Here is an 18232-nt window from a genome sequence, read left to right on the forward strand (position 1 = left end):
AGGAGTTTAAAAATGGGTTTGATTGCTATCGCATGTGGTTTGATCGTTGCCTTGGGCGCATTGGGTGCCTCTATCGGTATCGCAATGGTTGGTTCTAAATACTTGGAATCTTCTGCTCGCCAACCTGAGCTGATCGGTCCTCTGCAAACCAAACTGTTCTTGATCGCTGGTCTGATCGATGCGGCTTTCTTGATCGGTGTGGCTATTGCCCTGTTGTTCGCCTTCGTTAACCCGTTTGGTGGTGCGTAATCAAGACGGAGCGATCCGTTCAGATACAGGCTTGCCGTCTGTTTGATTAACCCAGATACGAAGGTTAAGTAACGTGAATATTAATGCAACCTTATTTGCGCAAATCCTAGTTTTCTTTGGCTTGGTTTGGTTTACGATGAAATTCGTATGGCCTCCGATTGCCAAAGCATTGGATGAGCGTGCCGCAAAAATCGCCGAGGGCTTGGCTGCCGCCGAGCGCGGTAAGAGCGATTTTGAGCAGGCAGAGAAAAAAGTTGCAGAACTTATGGCCGAAGGGCGTAATCAGGTAACCGAAATGGTTGCCAACGCCGAAAAACGTGCTGCGAAAATTGTAGAAGAAGCCAAAGAGCAAGCTTCTCATGAAGCAGCACGCATTGCAGCCCAAGCAAAAGCTGATGTAGAGCAAGAAGTTAACCGTGCACGCGAAGTGTTGCGCGAACAGGTCGCTTCATTGGCTGTTAAAGGTGCGGAATCTATCCTGCGTAAAGAAGTCGATGCTTCCAAACATGCAGATCTGCTCAGTGCCTTAAAACAGGAGCTGTAATCTTATGGCAGAGTTCGCAACGATTGCCAGACCTTATGCGAAAGCATTGTTTAGTCTGGCTCAGGAAAAAAACCAAATCGAGTCTTGGTTGGGCGAACTGAAAGAACTCGCAGCGGTTGTTCAGGATGAGAAAGTCATTGCTTTCATCGAGCAGCCGGAAACGGGAGCTTCCGAAAAGGCAGAAACGCTCAAAGGTCTTGTCGGTATCAAAAATGTCGAATTGGCAAATTTTATTACCGTTTTGGCCGAGCAAAAGCGTTTGCTGGTATTGCCGGAAATTTATGCCCAATATCAAGATTTGACCTTGATACACAACAATACGAAATCGGCAGTAATTTACAGCGCGTATGAGCTCAGTTCTCAGCAGCTGGCCGATGTTACCGATATCCTGACAAAACGCTTCAACAGCAAATTGGATGTGGTAGCTAAAGTTGCCCCTGAATTAATCGGCGGCATCAAAGTAGAAGTGGGTGATCAGGTCTTGGATTTGTCCGTACAAGGCAAACTGAATGCTTTGTATGCGACTATGACAAATTAGGAGAGTTTTCATGCAGCTTAATCCTGCTGAAATTAGCGATTTGATTAAAGCTAAAATCGAAAATCTGTCCGTCAATGCAGAAGTGCGTACCCGTGGTACCGTTGTTTCTGTTACAGACGGCATTGTGCGCATTCATGGCTTGTCAGACGCGATGCAAGGTGAGATGCTCGAATTCCCCGGTAACACTTTCGGTCTGGCCATGAACTTGGAGCGTGACTCCGTCGGTGCCGTAGTGTTGGGTGAGTACGAACACATTAAAGAAGGCGATACAGTTACCTGTACCGGCCGTATTTTGGAAGTGCCGATCGGTCGCGAACTGGTTGGCCGTGTGGTTGATGCATTGGGTCGTCCTATCGATGGTAAAGGTCCAATCAACACAACATTGACTGCTCCAATCGAGAAAATTGCACCGGGTGTGATTGCGCGTAAATCGGTTGACCAACCAATGCAAACCGGCCTGAAAGCCATTGACTCTATGGTTCCGGTTGGTCGTGGTCAACGTGAGTTGATCATTGGTGACCGTCAAACCGGTAAAACTGCCGTGGCACTGGATGCCATCGTTAACCAAAAAGGTACAGGCGTTATCTGTATTTATGTGGCTATCGGTCAAAAAGCATCTTCTATTGCCAACGTAGTACGCAAATTGGAAGAGCATGGCGCGATGGAGCATACCATCGTGGTTGCTGCAACTGCTTCTGAAGCCGCTGCACTGCAATACATCGCTCCTTACTCCGGTTGTACCATGGGTGAATTCTTCCGTGACCGTGGTGAAGATGCGTTGATCGTATACGATGACTTGTCTAAACAAGCCGTTGCATACCGTCAAATTTCTCTGCTGTTACGCCGTCCTCCTGGCCGTGAAGCATATCCTGGCGACGTATTCTATCTGCACTCCCGTCTGTTGGAACGTGCAGCCCGTGTCAGCGAAAACGAAGTTGAAAAACTGACCAATGGCGAAGTAAAAGGCAAAACCGGTTCTCTGACTGCGTTGCCAATTATTGAAACCCAAGCCGGTGACGTATCAGCATTCGTACCAACCAACGTAATCTCGATTACAGACGGCCAAATCTTCTTGGAGACCGACTTGTTCAACGCCGGTATCCGTCCTGCAATCAATGCCGGTATTTCCGTATCGCGCGTAGGTGGTGCAGCACAAACCAAAGTCATCAAAAAACTGGGTGGCGGTATCCGTTTGGCGTTGGCACAGTACCGTGAATTGGCAGCGTTCTCGCAATTTGCTTCCGATTTGGACGAAGCAACGCGCAAACAGCTGCAACACGGTGAAGTAGTTACTGAATTGATGAAACAAAAACAATTCAGCACATTGAACACTGCCGAAATGGCATTGACTTTGTGGGCGATCAACAACGGTTCTTACGCAGATGTTCCGGTATCCAAAGCCTTGGCTTTCGAAGCAGAATTCTTGAGTTTCGTACGTACGCAACATCCTGAGGTTCTGGAAGCGATTAATGCATCAGGCGCAATGTCTGACGAAAGCGAAAAAGCATTGACCGAAGCCATGAAATCTTTCAAATCTTCTTACGCTTACCAAGCATAAGTATTGAGATGAAAGGAGTCTGAAATGGCAGTCGGAAAAGAGATTCTCACCAAAATCCGTAGTGTTCAAAATACCCAAAAGATCACTAAAGCGATGCAAATGGTGTCGACCTCTAAAATGCGGAAGACTCAAGACCGGATGCGCTTAGCGCGTCCGTACGCCGAAAAAGTGCGTACAGTGATGAGCCATCTTGCACAAACTAATGCCGATCATGGTATCAAATTGTTGGAGCCGCACCGCGAAGTGCGTCGTGCCGGTTTCATTTTGATTACCTCGGACAAAGGTTTGTGCGGTGGCTTGAACGCAAACGTACTGAAAAAGTTTTTGGCGCAAGTTCAAGAGTATCAGGAACAAGGCATCGAAGTCGAAGTCGTGTGCCTGGGTAGTAAAGGTTTGGCTGCATGCCAAAGCATCGGTTTGAATGTTATTGCCAGCGCAACCAATTTGGGTGATACCCCAAAAATGGAATTGCTGCTCGGCCCTCTGACCGAAATCTTCCAACGTTATGAGAAGCATGAATTAGACCGTATCCATATGGTTTACTCACGTTTCGTCAATACAATGCGCCAAGAGCCGCGTATGGAAGTTTTGCTGCCTATCGGTGAAAACGTTATTGACGACGGAACAGGTCATTCTTCATTTACTTGGGAATACCTCTACGAGCCGAGTCCTATCGCCGTATTGGAATATTTGGTTCGCCGCTATTTAGAGTCTGTGGTTTATCAGGCATTGAGCGACAACATGGCATCTGAACAAGCCGCGCGTATGGTAGCGATGAAAGCCGCAACCGATAACGCAGGTAATGCCATTAAAGAATTGCGCTTGGTGTACAACAAATCGCGTCAAGCCGCGATTACCACAGAATTGTCAGAAATTGTAGCAGGTGCAGCGGCAGTTTAATGCCGTCTGAAGCCTGAACAGGAAATTAGGATACGATAATGAGCCAAGGCAAAATCGTACAAGTTATTGGTGCGGTGGTTGACGTGGAATTTCCACGCGACGCTATCCCGCATGTTTACGATGCCCTGAAATTGGACGAGAACGGTCTGACTCTGGAAGTTCAACAGCTTCTGGGTGACGGCGTTGTCCGTACTATTGCAATGGGTAGTTCAGACGGCCTGAAACGCGGTATGTCTGTAAGCAATACTGGTGCGCCAATCACTGTACCGGTAGGTAAAGGTACATTGGGTCGTATTGTCGACGTATTGGGTACGCCTGTTGATGAAGCAGGTCCGATCGATACCGACAAGAGCCGTGCTATTCACCAAACTGCTCCGAAATTCGACGAGTTGTCTTCAACTACCGAATTGTTGGAAACCGGTATTAAAGTGATCGATTTGCTGTGTCCGTTTGCTAAGGGCGGTAAAGTAGGTCTGTTCGGTGGTGCCGGTGTGGGCAAAACCGTGAACATGATGGAATTGATCAACAACATCGCCAAAGCGCACAGCGGTCTGTCCGTGTTCGCAGGTGTGGGTGAACGTACCCGTGAAGGTAACGACTTCTACCACGAGATGAAAGATTCCAACGTATTGGATAAAGTAGCCATGGTGTATGGCCAAATGAACGAACCTCCAGGCAACCGTCTGCGCGTTGCTTTGACCGGTTTGACTATGGCCGAATACTTCCGTGACGAAAAAGACGAAAACGGTAAAGGTCGCGACGTATTGTTCTTCGTCGACAACATCTACCGTTACACTCTGGCCGGTACCGAAGTATCTGCACTGTTGGGCCGTATGCCTTCTGCAGTGGGTTACCAACCGACATTGGCTGAAGAAATGGGTCGTTTGCAAGAGCGTATTACCTCTACCCAAACAGGTTCCATCACTTCCATCCAAGCCGTATATGTACCTGCGGATGACTTGACTGACCCGTCTCCAGCGACAACTTTCGCCCACTTGGACGCGACCGTCGTATTGAGCCGTGACATTGCATCTTTGGGTATTTACCCGGCAGTTGACCCGCTTGACTCTACTTCGCGCCAATTGGATCCGATGGTATTGGGTCAAGAGCATTACGACGTAGCGCGCGGTGTACAGTCTACTCTGCAAAAATACAAAGAATTGCGCGACATTATTGCCATTCTGGGTATGGACGAATTGTCTGACGAAGACAAACTGACTGTGATGCGTGCCCGTAAAATTCAACGCTTCCTGTCTCAACCGTTCCACGTTGCAGAAGTGTTTACAGGTTCTCCAGGCAAATATGTCGCCCTGCGCGATACCATTGCCGGCTTTAAAGCCATCTTGAACGGCGAATACGACCATCTGCCTGAACAAGCGTTCTACATGGTAGGCGGCATCGAAGAAGCAGTTGAGAAAGCGAAAACCTTAAACTAAGGAGGTCGGCATGAGCGTCATGCAAGTTGAAGTGGTCAGTAGCGAGCAAAACATCTATTCGGGCGAAGCCAGCTTTGTGGTGGTTCCGACCGTTCAAGGTGAGCTTGGTATTTATCCACGACACGAGCCGATTATGAGTTTGGTACGCCCCGGCGCATTGCGTTTGACTGTTCCGGGTGAAGCTGAAGAAGTGCTGGTTGCCGTTTCCGGTGGCGTTTTAGAAGTACAGCCTGATAAGATTACCGTATTGGCAGACGTTGCCGTCCGCAGTACCGAAATGGATCAGGCGCGTGCTGAAGCAGCTAAAAAAGCAGCCGAGGCAGGTGTTTCTGCAGCCAAAGATGATAAATCTCTGGCCGAAGCGCACAAAGCATTGGCAGCAGCCATTGCCCAGCTGAAAACTTTGGATTACCTTCGTTCGCAAAAAAACAAGTAATGTGGGTTCATCAAGAAAAAGCACAACGAAATGTTGTGCTTTTTTATTTGCCTGAAGATAAGCAGCTTGGTATTGAAATGTCGATAGATGAGTAGATGGCAAACTTGAAATCGGAACGGTAGAACCGGTTTTTATGACTCAATTGTTGGCGGATCATTTTCAAAGCAGTTAGTCTTGTTATTTGGCTAAGAATAGCCTACTCAATCTTTTTTAACCACAAAAAGCAGGGTGGATAATTCCTAATTTATTGCAACCGCAACAGATCTGAATTGATCAGTATTGAAAATATTAGAATTTGCGGAAGCCCTTGTATAAACAAAAGGCCGTCTGAAACTTTTCAGACGGCCTTTAAACCATTATTACGGTATTCATTTATGATTGGTCGATGGTTTTATCCAGTCCTTGGGTCAGACCGTTGATGTCGCCACCATTCAGTCCCAACTCTTTCAATAGACCGTCAACCAACGGAGCTTGGCTGCGGTAGCGCAGGGCGCTGTTGACCATTTGATCGGCAAGGCTGGCTTGTGTGGTTTGGCCGTCTGAAACACCTTCCGCACCGTTTGCACCACCGGCAAAGCCACCCAGACCATTGACTTGCAAGATTTTGATGTCTTCGATTTTTTCCATCGGGCGGACGGATTCGCGGATGATGTCCGGCAGGTGTTTTAAGAGGGCAAGGCGGACTTGCATTTCAACCTGTTCAACGCTCAGGACGTTGGCAGCCTCGTTTACAGCGCGGGTACCTTCTGCATCAACCTTGTATTGTTGCTCTTGCGCTTGCGCCAACAGAATTTTGGCATCTGCCTCACCTTTGGCTTGCAGGCGGTGTTTTTCGGCTTCGGCTTCGGCGGCAATACGCACGGCTTCTGCGCGGTCTTGTGCGGCTTGTTTTTCGGCTTCGGCAGCAACAGTGAGCGAAATCGCATCTTTTTGCGCGGCTTCTTCTGCGGCAATCAATTCAACCGCTTTGGCACGCTCGGCGCGTTCGGTTTCGCGTACGGTAATCACGCTCTCTTCTTCGCGAACGGCGGCGGCGCGGGCTTTGTCGGCTTCGGCTTTGGCTTCGGATTCAGCACGCGATTTTTCGGCAACGGCGATGGCGCGGTCTTGCTCGGCCAATTCGATGGCTTTGCGGCGTTCAACCTCGGCCTGCTCAACGGCTTGGGCTTTTCTAATGTCTTCGTTTTTAATGTCGCGTTCGGCGGCAATGCGTTTCAAATCCACTTCGCGTTCAGCCGCAATTTTGGCTTCTTCCGCTTCACGTTTTTTCTGAGATTCTTGTTCGGCAATGCTGGCCTCTTGTTCGGCACGGCGGACGGCAATCTCACGCTCTTGTTCGAGTTTGGCGTATTCTTCTTCGCGCGAGATTTTCAGGCGTTGCTGCTCGGCTTCGAGGTTTTTGGTTTTGATTGCCAAATCGGTGTCTTGTTCGATTTCGTTACGTTTTTTGCGGCGGCCTTCGATGGTTTCGGTCAGTTTGGTCAAACCTTCCGCGTCAAAGGCGTTTTGCGGGTTGAAAAATTCGAAGCTGGTTTGGTCGAGGCCGGTCAGGGAAACGGTTTCGAGTTCGAGACCGTTTTTGAACAAGTCTTCACTCACGACTTGTTGTACTTTCTGAACGAAATCAACACGTTTTTCATGCAGTTCTTCCATCGCCATTTCGGCGGCAACGGCGCGTAGGGCGTCAACAAATTTACCTTCGACGAGGTCTTTCAACTCATCGGGAGACATGGTTTTCATACCCAGTGTTTGTGCGGCGGTCGCAATGCTCTCGGCGCTGGGTTTAACGCGGACGTAAAATTCCGCCATCACGTCAACGCGCATCCGGTCGCGGGTAATCAGCGCTTGTTGGGCTGCGCGGCGCACTTCAAGGCGCAGTGTATTCATGTTGACGGGGATGATTTCGTGCAATACAGGCAGCACCATCGCACCGCCGTTCATGATGACTTTTTCGCCACCAAAACCGGTGCGGACAAATGAGACTTCTTTGCTGGCACGGCGATACAGACGGGTCAGGATGAGGCCGAGTACAAACAGCGCGACGAGTATGACGCCGGCGATAGTGCCGATGGAGACCAAATTCATGGTTTTTCCTTTCTTCTTGTTAATATGCCTTTGGGGCGGTGGATTCAGAAGGCTTTGAGAGAAAGAGGCCGTCTGAAAGGGTTAAAAATATGTGAAATAATAGGGGGTGTTTTTTCTAATTTTTATCTCAAATTTCTAGATAGTGAGAATAGGACGGTGAAGTATCTATTTTTCCCGTATCGATAAATCAGCGGTTTCAGACGGCCTTAATCAACCAAGTTGCCGCTCGGATTCAAAATCGCTTTAAATGTATTTCCGTTCAACGACACCAGCAATACTGCATCACCTTGTTTTAATACATCTTCAGAGTCAGGCTCTACCATCACATAATGCTGTTGGCCGTAAGCATCTTTCACGCGCACCTGCGCCGCATTGCCTACCCGAGCTTCGCCCAATACCACCGTGCCGACGCGGCCGATTAAACTTTCCTGCAAAACGGCAGTGGTTTCATCTTTCGGCATAATTTTGTACAAACCGCTAGCCGTCACGCGCACCAAGGGTAGGGAAATAAACCAAACAATGACTGCTGCCAGCGTGCCATTCAGATAACTGCCGAATACAGTGGCAAAGGCCGTCTGAAACAGATAACCCGTCAGTCCGTATACGGCAAGAAACACCACCATCAACATCAACACCGGGATACGTCCGACATACAGCCAGCTCAGGAAACGCACGAATATGCCTGCATCCGCCACATCCAATCCGACCTCGGCGTGCGCAGTTTCGGTCAGGCTGTCGGGCAACAGGTTGTCCAACCAGTCGCTGATACCGCCTGCCAGCATGGAAATGACTTCCAACACACCGAGCAAAACCATCAGCGCAATGGCAATGCCGAAGATTTCAGTTTCGGGGGCGTTGATTAAATTCCACATATTGCATTTCCTTATTCTTTTTAATTTTCAGACAGCATATATTTTATTTTAAAGTTAAGCAGATTGGATATGGGTTTTTTATTAATTTGTCGTAACTGACAGGATTTTTCCCAATCCGTCATCTTTTTGTTATTAAGGTGTGTATGGTTTTCTTTTTTCAGACGGCCCGTAGAGATAGAGGCCGTCTGAAACCGCGATTTTCTCAATATGGCTTATGATTTCGCTTTCAATGCCGCCAATCGTTCGGCAATACGGTTGTTGCGGCTCAAGTCTTCCAATTCCTTCAATTTTGCCAACTGCGCCGCATCGGTGCTGCTGTGTACCGAGTTTTGACGACCCATCACGCGGTCGAAAGCGTTGCCGCTTTTTTCGGCATCACGGGCAATGCGATTGAGGTCGCTGCCGTTGCCGCCGGCTGTTTTGCCTGTGCTCATGCTTTGCTGTGCGGCACGCCAGTCTTGCAACTGCTGCTGCATCTCGCGTTTTTTCGCCTGCAGGGCGGCGATAAAGCCTTCGAGCTCTTTTTCTTGTGCGGCACAATCGGCAATGGTGTTTTCCAAGATGGGCAGACGCGCTTCGATGTCCATCTGTTCGGCGATACCTGCTTCGGCAAGATCATCGCGACCGGCATCTACGGCGGCTTGTAGATTGGCATCGATGGCTTCGTGGCGGTTGCTTTCATCGGCCATTTTCTTGGCGGCAAGGTGTTTCTGAGCCAACACTTTGCCCAATTCAGCACGCACTTCATCTACTGCGCGCTCGATTTCGCGGATGCTTTCGTTCATGACCGCTTCAGGTGCGAGGTTTTCCGCCGCATCAATCAGGGCATGAAAACCGCCGCTTACCAGACGGCCTACTCGGCGGGATAGGGTTTCGCTCATTTGGATTTTCCTTTCACTAAAATGTGTTTGTTTCATTTGGTATGGAGGCAGTCTTAAACTTCATTTGCCTGTTGTACAATCTTTGCCAGTTTCAATGTGTTTTCAAGCTGTTGCAATACGCTGTCGTCGTATGCCGCGCCTTTGCCGGTTACGGCGAGTTGTAGGATGCTGTCAGTCAGGCGGACGATGCGCCACATCAGTTCGCGCTCGTATTTTTTCAAATCGTCGAGGTCAGCTTCTTCGGGCAGGTCGGCGGCGAGTGTTGCGCCTAAGTCAGGCAGTTGTTCAAACAACCTCGCCACGATATGCGAATGCACTCCGGCCTGTTTTTCAGCGTGCAAGATTTCGTGTTTTGCCGCTTGGAAAAATTGCTCCTGCGCCGTCAGTGCGGAGCTGTAATCGCGTGTCTGCGTATGCGCCAAGCGCGCCAGCTTGAGCAATTCGCGGATTTTTTCAGACGGCGTATTTGCTCCTTCGATTTTAAGTTCGGCAATAAAATCAGCATCTTCCTGAGTGATGCGCACACTAATTGGGATACGGTTCGTTGCATTCATATTCGTCTGCTTTGGTTTGTATTCATTTGAATACAAATATACAAGATGGGATTCTGAGGCGCAATACCTGAAACCGTATATTTATGTAAACATCAGGCCGTCTGAAACTTGATTTTCGGTTTTCAGACGGCCTTTTCCTTTATAATCCGTACATTATTTTCATACACACAGCAGGTTCTCCATGTCCAACAAACCCACACTCCTTCTCGTTGACGGCTCTTCTTATCTTTACCGCGCCTATCATGCTATGGGGCAGAATTTGTCTGCGCCCGACGGTGCGCCGACTGGGGCGATGTATGGCGTGTTGAATATGCTGCGCCGGCTGCGTGCGGATTATGTGCACGACTATTGCGCGGTGGTGTTTGATGCTAAGGGTAAGAATTTCCGCCACGAGATGTTCCCCGACTATAAGGCGACGCGCCCGCCGATGCCGGACGATTTGCGCCCGCAGGCGGAAGCCTTGCCGGATTTGGTGCGCCTGATGGGCTGGCCGGTATTGGTGATTCCGCAGGTGGAAGCGGATGACGTTATCGGCACTTTGGCTAAGATGGCTAGCGAAGCAGGGTGGAACGTGGTGGTATCTACCGGCGATAAGGACATGGCGCAGTTGGTGAACGAGCGCGTGACGCTGGTGAACACGATGAGCGGCGAAACGCTGGACATTGAAGGCGTGAAAGAAAAATTCGGCGTGCGTCCCGACCAAATCCGCGATTATCTCGCGCTGATGGGCGACAAGGTGGACAACGTGCCGGGTGTGGAAAAATGCGGCCCGAAAACGGCGGTGAAGTGGCTGGAAGCCTACGGCTCGCTGGCCGGCGTGATGGAACACGCTGGCGAAGTCAAAGGCAAGGTCGGCGAAAACCTGCAAGCCGCTTTGGAACAACTGCCGCTGTCGTATGATTTGGTAACGATTAAAACCGATGTGGACTTGCACACCGAGCTTTCAGACGGCCTTGAAAGCCTGCGCCGTACTACGCCTAAATGGGCGCAGCTGGTTGTCGATTTCAAACGCTGGGGTTTCCGCACTTGGCTGAAAGAGGCGGAAAGCCGTATGCACGAAGCGCAAAACACAGATTTGTTCGGCAGTGAGCATATCGGCGAACAAGCCGCATTGGCGATGGAAACACAGCCTGAAAAACAACCCGAACTCGCCCCAGTCCCTGAAAAGCTGGATTATCAAGCCGTTACCACCGAAGCGCAGTTTGCCGCCTTGTTGGACAAACTGGCTCAGGCGGACAAAATCGGCATCGATACGGAAACCACGTCATTAGACGCGATGAACGCCGCGCTGGTTGGCATCAGCATCGCGTTCCAGGCAGGCGAAGCGGTTTACATCCCCGTAGGACACAGCCTGACTGCCGCACCCGAACAGCTCGATTTACAAGACGTATTAGGCCGTCTGAAACCGCATTTGGAAAATCCCGCCCTGAAAAAAATCGGGCAAAACCTCAAATACGACCAACATGTTTTCGCCAACTATGACATCGCCCTGAACGGCATTGCCGGCGATTCCATGCTCGCTTCCTATATCATCGAGAGCCATCTCGGACATGGCTTGGACGAGTTGTCCGAACGCTGGCTCGGCTTGGAAACCATTACCTACGAATCGTTGTGCGGCAAAGGCGCAAAGCAAATCAGTTTTGCCGATGTCGCCATCGTGCAGGCGACTGAATACGCCGCCCAAGACGCCGATTTTGCCCTGCGTCTCGAAGCGCACCTGCGCGCGCAAATGGACGACAAACAGCTTGAAATGTATGAAAAAATGGAGCTGCCCGTCGCGCAAGTATTGTTTGAAATGGAACGCAACGGCGTGCAAATCGACCGTGCCGAACTCGCCCGCCAAAGTGCAGAACTCGGCGCCGAGCTGATGAAGCTTGAACAAGAAGCCTACGCCGCCGCAGGCCAGCCGTTCAACCTCAACTCGCCCAAACAGCTGCAAGAAATCCTGTTCGACAAAATGGGCATCCCCACCAAAGGCCTGAAAAAAACCGCCAAAGGCGGCATTTCCACCAACGAAGCCGTGCTCGAACAGCTCGCGCCCGACTACCCCCTGCCCAAAATCATCCTGCAAAACCGCAGCCTGGCGAAGCTCAAATCCACCTACACCGACAAACTGCCCGAAATGATTTCCCCCAAAGACGGCCGCGTGCATACCACCTACGCCCAAGCCGTCGCCATTACCGGCCGCCTCGCCAGCAACAACCCCAACCTGCAAAACATCCCCATCCGCACCGCCGAAGGCCGCCGCGTGCGCCGCGCCTTCACCGCACCGCAAGGCAGCGTCATCGTTTCCGCCGACTATTCCCAAATCGAGCTGCGCATCATGGCGCACCTCTCCGGCGACAAAACCCTCATCGCCGCGTTCCAAAACGGCGAAGACGTACACCGCCGCACCGCCGCCGAAGTATTCGGCACTGCCCCCGAAAACGTCTCGTCCGAACAACGCCGCTACGCCAAAACCATCAACTTCGGCCTGATTTACGGCATGGGCCAATACGGCCTTGCCAAATCATTGAGCATCGACAACATCTCCGCCAAAAACTTTATCGACCGCTACTTCGCCCGCTATCCCGGCGTCGCCGAATACATGCAGCGCACCAAAGAACAAGCCGCCGCACAAGGCTTTGTCGAAACCCTGTTCGGCCGTCGCCTCTACCTGCCCGACATCCACAACAAAAACGCCAACGCCCGCGCCGGAGCCGAACGCGCCGCCATCAACGCCCCCATGCAAGGTACCGCCTCCGACCTCATCAAACGCGCCATGATAGACGTATCCTGCTGGCTTTCAGAGTGCGAAGCCTCCCCGTGGGACGACCTCTTGCAAAGCAAACTGATCATGCAGGTGCATGACGAACTGGTGCTGGAAGTACCCGAAGCCGAACTGGATTTGGTCAAAGAAAAACTGCCGCAGATTATGGCGAAAGTGGATGAAGGGATGTTGAACGTGCCACTGGTGGCGGAAGTGGGTGTGGGGATGAATTGGGAAGAGGCGCATTGAGACGGAGAAAATATGTTTTTTAAAAATAAAGATTTTGTAAGTATTAGTGATGTTAGAAGGTCAAAAAGGGAAAAAATAGAAACTTATTATGCTAATTTGAATTGGAATTTTCATGCAAAACCAATAATCTTAGAAGTAATCGAAGAGTTTGAATATGAAATTAAAGAAAAACTTAAAGATAGAGTATTTCATAATATATTAAAGGAACAAGGAAATGGAAGAATAAAAACAGATAAAACAATTTATGGAGATAGTATAACTATTTATTTTGGGCAACGTCCCCTTCCATGTAGACCAACTATTTTAAAACCAGGAGTCAGTATGGAAGTATTAGTAGAAAAAGGGCCATCATTAGTTTTTTCTTGTGCGTTTAATGGCTCCGTTGCTGCTTTTATCTATCCTCAAGAAACAGATTGGTCTCACTCCAGTCGTAACGCGTATGTTGTTTCGGCATGGAGAAACAGTAGGGAATTTAATAAATCCGATATTCGTAGGGTATTTAAACTTTTCATTCAAATTTATTTATTTGGAAGCTCTTATATATCAAGTAAAAAATCAGCAAAAGTTTATGCTAAATTAGAGGCAAAGCATTTACAGACTTTGGAAGGTAAAAATGCAATAATAGGATATTTATATTATTTAAAATATATTATAAATGGGCTAAGGAAAATTTATGGAATCGCGAAGCCCTAATAAACTGTAGTAGTTATAGGTCAGTAACTTAATATTTAGCAAAAACTATTCAGCAAAAGTTGGTGCTATTTCAAAAGCCAGTTGTAGGTCGAATACTTGGATCTGATAAAATCAGCAACCATCTCAAAAGTCGTTGGATCCAAGAATCTGACCTCTCCCAACCGAAACTACGTGCATGCCTTAAGCCGCTCACCCTACCTGAACATCACGCGAAACTGGGTATCGGGTGTAGGGTGTGTGCGGTACGCAGGCACGCGATGTTTGAAACCTAAAACCCATCCGAGGCCGTCTGAAAACCTATCTTATGGTTTTCAGACGGCCTTTATTCTTCCCGCCGATAGGCATACAATCAAAAGTGCAGTACCTTTCATTGATTCAATACAAGGAGACCAGTTATGCGCGGCATAAAATCAGTTGCATTGTTGTGTACTTTGGCATTGGGTGCGCCGGCGTTTTCTGAGGGTTTGACCAAAACGCTGCCAGGCGATTTGACGACGGCTCAGGCGCAGGCGGTGGTGCAGGCTTCGATGAAAAAGGCGCGTGAAATCAAGGTGCCGATGAATATCGCGGTTATGGACGCGGGCGGTAATTTGAAGGCGTTCGCGCGTATGGACGATGCGTTTATCGGCAGTATTGATATTGCGCAGAAAAAGGCGAAAACGGCGCGCTATTTCAATATGTCCACCCGCGATTTGGGCAAGGCTTCGCAGCCGGGCGGCGAGCTTTACGGTATTGAGGTGACCAACGACGGTTTGGTGATTTTTCCCGGCGGTGTGCTGTTGGTGGATAAAAACGGTGTTATCGTCGGCAGTGTCGGTGTGAGCGGCGGCTCGGTCGATGAAGACGAAAGCGTCGCGAAAGCAGGTGCGGCAGTATTGTCGGGAAGTTAAGCCGTAGTTTGAAACAAGACCCAATGCGTTTCTTTTCATGATTTGCGTTGGGTTGTTGAAATAGGTAGAGGCCGTCTGAAAATCCCTAAATATTTTCAGACGGTCTTTTTCTATTCCGATTCTCTATATTCTATTTGCCGTATGCTTTTATTCTCGGCCTTTTATCTCTTTTTTTCATGAATAATGTTGTCGGTGTTACAATCGGCATATTCTTATTGTTATCAAACAGGTGTTTCATGCAGTTTTTCGGCCTGCTTATTCCTATTATTATCGGCTATTTTGCTGATGAGATGTTCACCGGCGTCATTGTTGGGTCGTTGTTTTGGCTGGTTGCTTGGTCAATCTCGAAACAGCGTCAAGAAGAGCGTTTGGCTGAATCTGCTACGGCAGGCGACAGGATGCAGAAGCTGGAGCAGGAAATCGAGCTGCTGAAACAGCGTTTGTTGGTGTTGGAACATGAGGCTGTCCGTGATGAGGCGAAGGTAGGGCAGGGGCTTGAGGCTCGGGCTGTTGCCGATGTTCAGACGGCCTCTGAGCCGCTTCATGTTCGGGTTGAGCCTGAGGCGGAAGCTGCGCCTGTTAAGCAGAAAATTGAAGAGGCATTTGCTCCTTCTTTTTCTATACCTATTGATCCTGTACCTACCAAGGCTTCTGCTTCGTCTGAGCCTGTTGTGGAAGAAGTTGTCGAGGCGGTTGCTCCGGTTGCTGCTGAACAAGAAGAGCTGCCTAAAGAAGAGGTTGTTGTTGCTTCGATGCCGTCTGAAAACGAAGAGGCTCCATCGCGTCAATTCGTTATCCATAAAGATAAGGTGGAAGGCGGAGAATATAAGTTTTCCGACAATCCGATTGTTGCTTGGTTCTTGCGCGGCAATCCGTTGTTGAAAACCGGTATTGTGGTGCTGTTCCTCGGCTTGGCGTTTTTGTTGCGCTATGCCTCCGAGCGGGTTCATGTGCCGGTGGAGCTGCGTTATCTGACTGTGGCTGGCGCGGGTTTGGCGGCGGTGGTCGGCGGCTGGAAGCTGCAAAGCCGTAAGCGTGAATATGGCTTGGTGTTGCAGGGTTTCGGCGTGGCGGTGATGTATTTGACGGCGTTGGCGGCGTTGAAACTGCATCCGCTGTTGCCTGTGTCGGTCGTGTTCGGGTTGATGGTGGCGATGGTTGTGCTGATGGCGTGGCTGGCGGTAAGGCAGAATGCGCAGATTATGGCGCAGGTTGCTTTAATCGGCGGTATGGCCGCGCCTTTGCTGACTTCAGACGGCAGCGGCAATTATTTGGTGCTATTCTCTTATCTTGCCCTGCTCAATGGCGGTGTGGGCGCGATTGCGTGGTTTAAAGCATGGCGTCCGCTGAATCTGACGGGTTTTGTCGCTACTTTTGCCATTGCTGCGTTGTGGGGCATGCGAAGTTATACGCCGCAACATTTCGCCACTACCGAGCCTTTTCTGATTTACCACTGGCTGCTCTATACCTTTATCGCGTATCTGTTCGCACGCCGTAAGCTGACGGAAAACAGCGAAGACTGCGTTACGCCGATTGCCGACAATGCGACTTTGGAAGAAATCGGCAAGAGTATTTATACACACGGCCTGCGCGTGCATGTCCTCGACCATACTTTATTGTTTGGCACGATGGCGGCAGCATTCGGCCTGCAATACCGCATGGTGGAGCATTGGCCGTCTGCGGATGCACTTTCCGCATTGGGTTTTGCCGCTGTGTACGGATTGGCGGCGCTGATGCTGAAACGTCAGCAGGGTTTGTATATTTTGCGTCAGGCATTTTTTGCGTTGGCGGTATTGTTCCTCACGATTGCCGTTCCGCTTTATTTTGAACCGAGCAATACGGTCATTTTGTGGAGTGCCGAATCCGCACTGGTTTATTTCTTCGGTCTGCGCCAACAGCGTCCGCATATCCGTTTGGGTGCGCTGATGGTTTATCTCTTGGCGGCACTGATTCAGTTGGGCAATTATCAGGGCTTCGGCACGGATACCGTTCTGGAAGGGCAGTGGTTTACAACGGTTGTGGTGTTGCTTGGCGGAGCGGCGATTTATTTGCTGTGGTATTTCTCGCGTCGCGAAGGTTCGGCGCAATGGGAAAAATCCGTTCAGACGGCCGTGTTGTCTGCCGCCTTGCTGTACATCTCTATTTTGCCTTTGCTCTTCTTGGCCGAGCGCGGCAGCATTGTCGCTCTTTCCGCTTTGGCGGCGGCGTGGGCATTCTGTCGGCGCAAACACGAGCCGAATGTGTTTATCACATTTACCTTGGGCAATGTATTGTTCGCCCTGTTGCTGCAAGCCGGTATTATTTATGAATCCCAAGGTTTCCTGAGCCATCTGTACCTTATTGCCGCTACGCCTTTGCTGTTTGCGGCTGCCTACGCGCTGCAATATCCGCGCGTGTCGGTTGCAACCGAAAAGCCGGAAGGAAACGAGGTTTACTTTGCGCAGGTTACAGGCTGGATCATCCTGCTTACTGCGTTGGCAACAGGCAGCTATGCCCTCTATATGCAATGGACAGGCGAGGAAACCCTGTTTACCCAGTTGTGGTTGTGGCCGATATTTGCCGGCCTGCTGTTGTTTGCCAAACGTTTGAAATGGGAAGAGCTTCTGCAAACCAATTTGGCATTCTTGCCATTGTTTGGCCTGCATTTCCTCTCCTACCATACCGAGCATGCGGTGACAGCCGCCGCAGCCTTGCCGCTTGTGGCCGCTACCGTATTGAACTTCATCATTCTGAACAACTATCCGCGCCATGATCTGGCTTGGTTGCATAAACTCAATATCACGATACTCGGCGTGCTGTGGACGCTTTGGACGGCGCTGTATGTCGGCGAGCGTTTTTACGGCGTTTGGGCGCAGCTTTCGTGGCTTGTCGTGCCTTTGGCGATGTGGATTGTTTTCCATACGCAACGCCACCGCGAATTTTTCAGACGGCATCAAGCCATTTATCAGCATTTTGCTATGCCGTTGTGCGCCCTTGCCGCTGCCTGTTGGATGCTGTGGACCAACTTCTCCACGCCGTTCCAACCTTCGCCGTTGCCGTATATTCCCGTGCTTAACCCATTGGAACTCGCCTGCGCCGGTATGCTTTGGTTTGCCCTGAAATCCCTGCCTGAAGCCTTACCGCCCGAGCTTCGCCGTACCACGGCAACCGCAGTCGCCGCCTTGGCATTTATGCTGATCAGCGCAGGCGTGATGCGCGTATGGCATTTCTACGATGGCATCACTTGGCGTCTCGACATCATGCTGCAATCCTTCGGCCTGCAAGCCAGCCTCTCCGTCGTTTGGGCAGTAACCGCCATCATCTTGATGGTACTCGGCAACCGCCGCACACAGCGTTCCTACTGGATGACAGGCGCGACGCTGATGGGCATCGTGGTCGTCAAACTCTTCCTGATCGAGCTTTCCAACAGCGGCGGTATCGAGCGCATTGCCTCCTTCATCATCGTCGGCCTGCTGCTGCTTCTGGTCGGCTGGTTTGCCCCCGTTCCGCCCAAAGCAGAGAATGATGGTGAACCTAAAGCCTAATCACTAATCCCCAAAGGAAAAGGCCGTCTGAAACCCCATTTAAGTTTCAGACGGCCTGAGACCTTTGCAAAGGA

Annotated in this window: 15 protein-coding genes; 11 read left to right on the top strand and 4 right to left on the bottom strand. The window is 50.2% G+C overall.

The window, feature by feature from the left end; all coding sequences use genetic code 11:
• Positions 1–12 precede the first annotated feature (12 nt).
• The 7 genes from atpE to HMPREF2696_RS04620 all read left to right on the top strand — a co-directional run bounded on the left by atpE (position 13) and on the right by HMPREF2696_RS04620 (position 5661).
• The gene (gene atpE, locus HMPREF2696_RS04590) at positions 13–249 is read left to right on the top strand and encodes a F0F1 ATP synthase subunit C (RefSeq protein ID WP_003748101.1); all 237 of its coding nucleotides are present in this window, start codon (positions 13–15) and stop codon (positions 247–249) included.
• 73 nt (positions 250–322) lie between these two features.
• Positions 323–793 carry a F0F1 ATP synthase subunit B gene (locus HMPREF2696_RS04595; RefSeq protein ID WP_003708446.1) on the top strand — a complete coding sequence of 157 codons (471 nt, stop codon included), beginning with the start codon at positions 323–325 and terminating at the stop codon, positions 791–793.
• 4 nt (positions 794–797) lie between these two features.
• Positions 798–1331, top strand: a complete 534-nt coding sequence (locus HMPREF2696_RS04600) for a F0F1 ATP synthase subunit delta (RefSeq protein WP_004519004.1) — start codon at positions 798–800, stop codon at positions 1329–1331.
• A 10-nt stretch (positions 1332–1341) separates the two neighbouring features.
• Positions 1342–2889: a F0F1 ATP synthase subunit alpha gene (gene atpA, locus HMPREF2696_RS04605; RefSeq protein ID WP_003676111.1), complete on the top strand. Its 1548-nt coding sequence runs from the start codon at positions 1342–1344 to the stop codon at positions 2887–2889.
• A 24-nt stretch (positions 2890–2913) separates the two neighbouring features.
• Entirely contained in the window at positions 2914–3789 is an 876-nt protein-coding gene (gene atpG / locus HMPREF2696_RS04610) for a F0F1 ATP synthase subunit gamma (protein WP_004519003.1), read from the top strand.
• Positions 3790–3827: 38 nt separating this feature from the next.
• Positions 3828–5225: a F0F1 ATP synthase subunit beta gene (gene atpD / locus HMPREF2696_RS04615; protein WP_003748111.1), complete on the top strand. Its 1398-nt coding sequence runs from the start codon at positions 3828–3830 to the stop codon at positions 5223–5225.
• Between the two features lie 10 nt (positions 5226–5235).
• Positions 5236–5661, top strand: coding sequence for a F0F1 ATP synthase subunit epsilon (locus HMPREF2696_RS04620; RefSeq protein WP_004519002.1), 426 nt, complete (start codon positions 5236–5238; stop codon positions 5659–5661).
• 372 nt (positions 5662–6033) lie between these two features.
• Here the strand turns inward: HMPREF2696_RS04620 and HMPREF2696_RS04625 are convergent, their stop codons facing one another.
• The 4 genes from HMPREF2696_RS04625 to HMPREF2696_RS04640 all read right to left on the bottom strand — a co-directional run bounded on the left by HMPREF2696_RS04625 (position 6034) and on the right by HMPREF2696_RS04640 (position 10053).
• Entirely contained in the window at positions 6034–7746 is a 1713-nt protein-coding gene (locus tag HMPREF2696_RS04625; protein ID WP_004519001.1) for a flotillin family protein, read from the bottom strand.
• Between the two features lie 206 nt (positions 7747–7952).
• Positions 7953–8618 (bottom strand): YqiJ family protein, encoded by a 666-nt coding sequence (locus HMPREF2696_RS04630; RefSeq protein ID WP_004518999.1) that lies wholly within the window; start codon positions 8616–8618, stop codon positions 7953–7955.
• Positions 8619–8830: 212 nt separating this feature from the next.
• Positions 8831–9499 carry a PspA/IM30 family protein gene (locus HMPREF2696_RS04635; protein WP_039861870.1) on the bottom strand — a complete coding sequence of 223 codons (669 nt, stop codon included), beginning with the start codon at positions 9497–9499 and terminating at the stop codon, positions 8831–8833.
• Between the two features lie 53 nt (positions 9500–9552).
• Entirely contained in the window at positions 9553–10053 is a 501-nt protein-coding gene (locus HMPREF2696_RS04640) for a hypothetical protein (protein WP_004518995.1), read from the bottom strand.
• A 181-nt stretch (positions 10054–10234) separates the two neighbouring features.
• Here HMPREF2696_RS04640 and polA point away from each other — a divergent pair, with 181 nt between their 5' ends.
• The 4 genes from polA (at position 10235) to HMPREF2696_RS04660 (ending at position 18158) form a co-directional block, all read left to right on the top strand.
• Positions 10235–13051 (top strand): DNA polymerase I, encoded by a 2817-nt coding sequence (gene polA, locus HMPREF2696_RS04645; RefSeq protein WP_070504202.1) that lies wholly within the window; start codon positions 10235–10237, stop codon positions 13049–13051.
• Between the two features lie 12 nt (positions 13052–13063).
• Positions 13064–13744 (top strand): hypothetical protein, encoded by a 681-nt coding sequence (locus HMPREF2696_RS04650; protein WP_049344993.1) that lies wholly within the window; start codon positions 13064–13066, stop codon positions 13742–13744.
• A 395-nt stretch (positions 13745–14139) separates the two neighbouring features.
• A complete protein-coding gene (locus tag HMPREF2696_RS04655; protein ID WP_004518991.1) occupies positions 14140–14634 on the top strand; it encodes a GlcG/HbpS family heme-binding protein in 495 nt (164 codons plus the stop codon).
• Between the two features lie 236 nt (positions 14635–14870).
• Positions 14871–18158: a DUF2339 domain-containing protein gene (locus tag HMPREF2696_RS04660; protein WP_141746350.1), complete on the top strand. Its 3288-nt coding sequence runs from the start codon at positions 14871–14873 to the stop codon at positions 18156–18158.
• Positions 18159–18232 lie beyond the last annotated feature (74 nt).

It is taken from the genome of Neisseria sp. HMSC058F07 (assembly GCF_001810035.1).
Lineage (GTDB): Bacteria > Pseudomonadota > Gammaproteobacteria > Burkholderiales > Neisseriaceae > Neisseria > Neisseria perflava.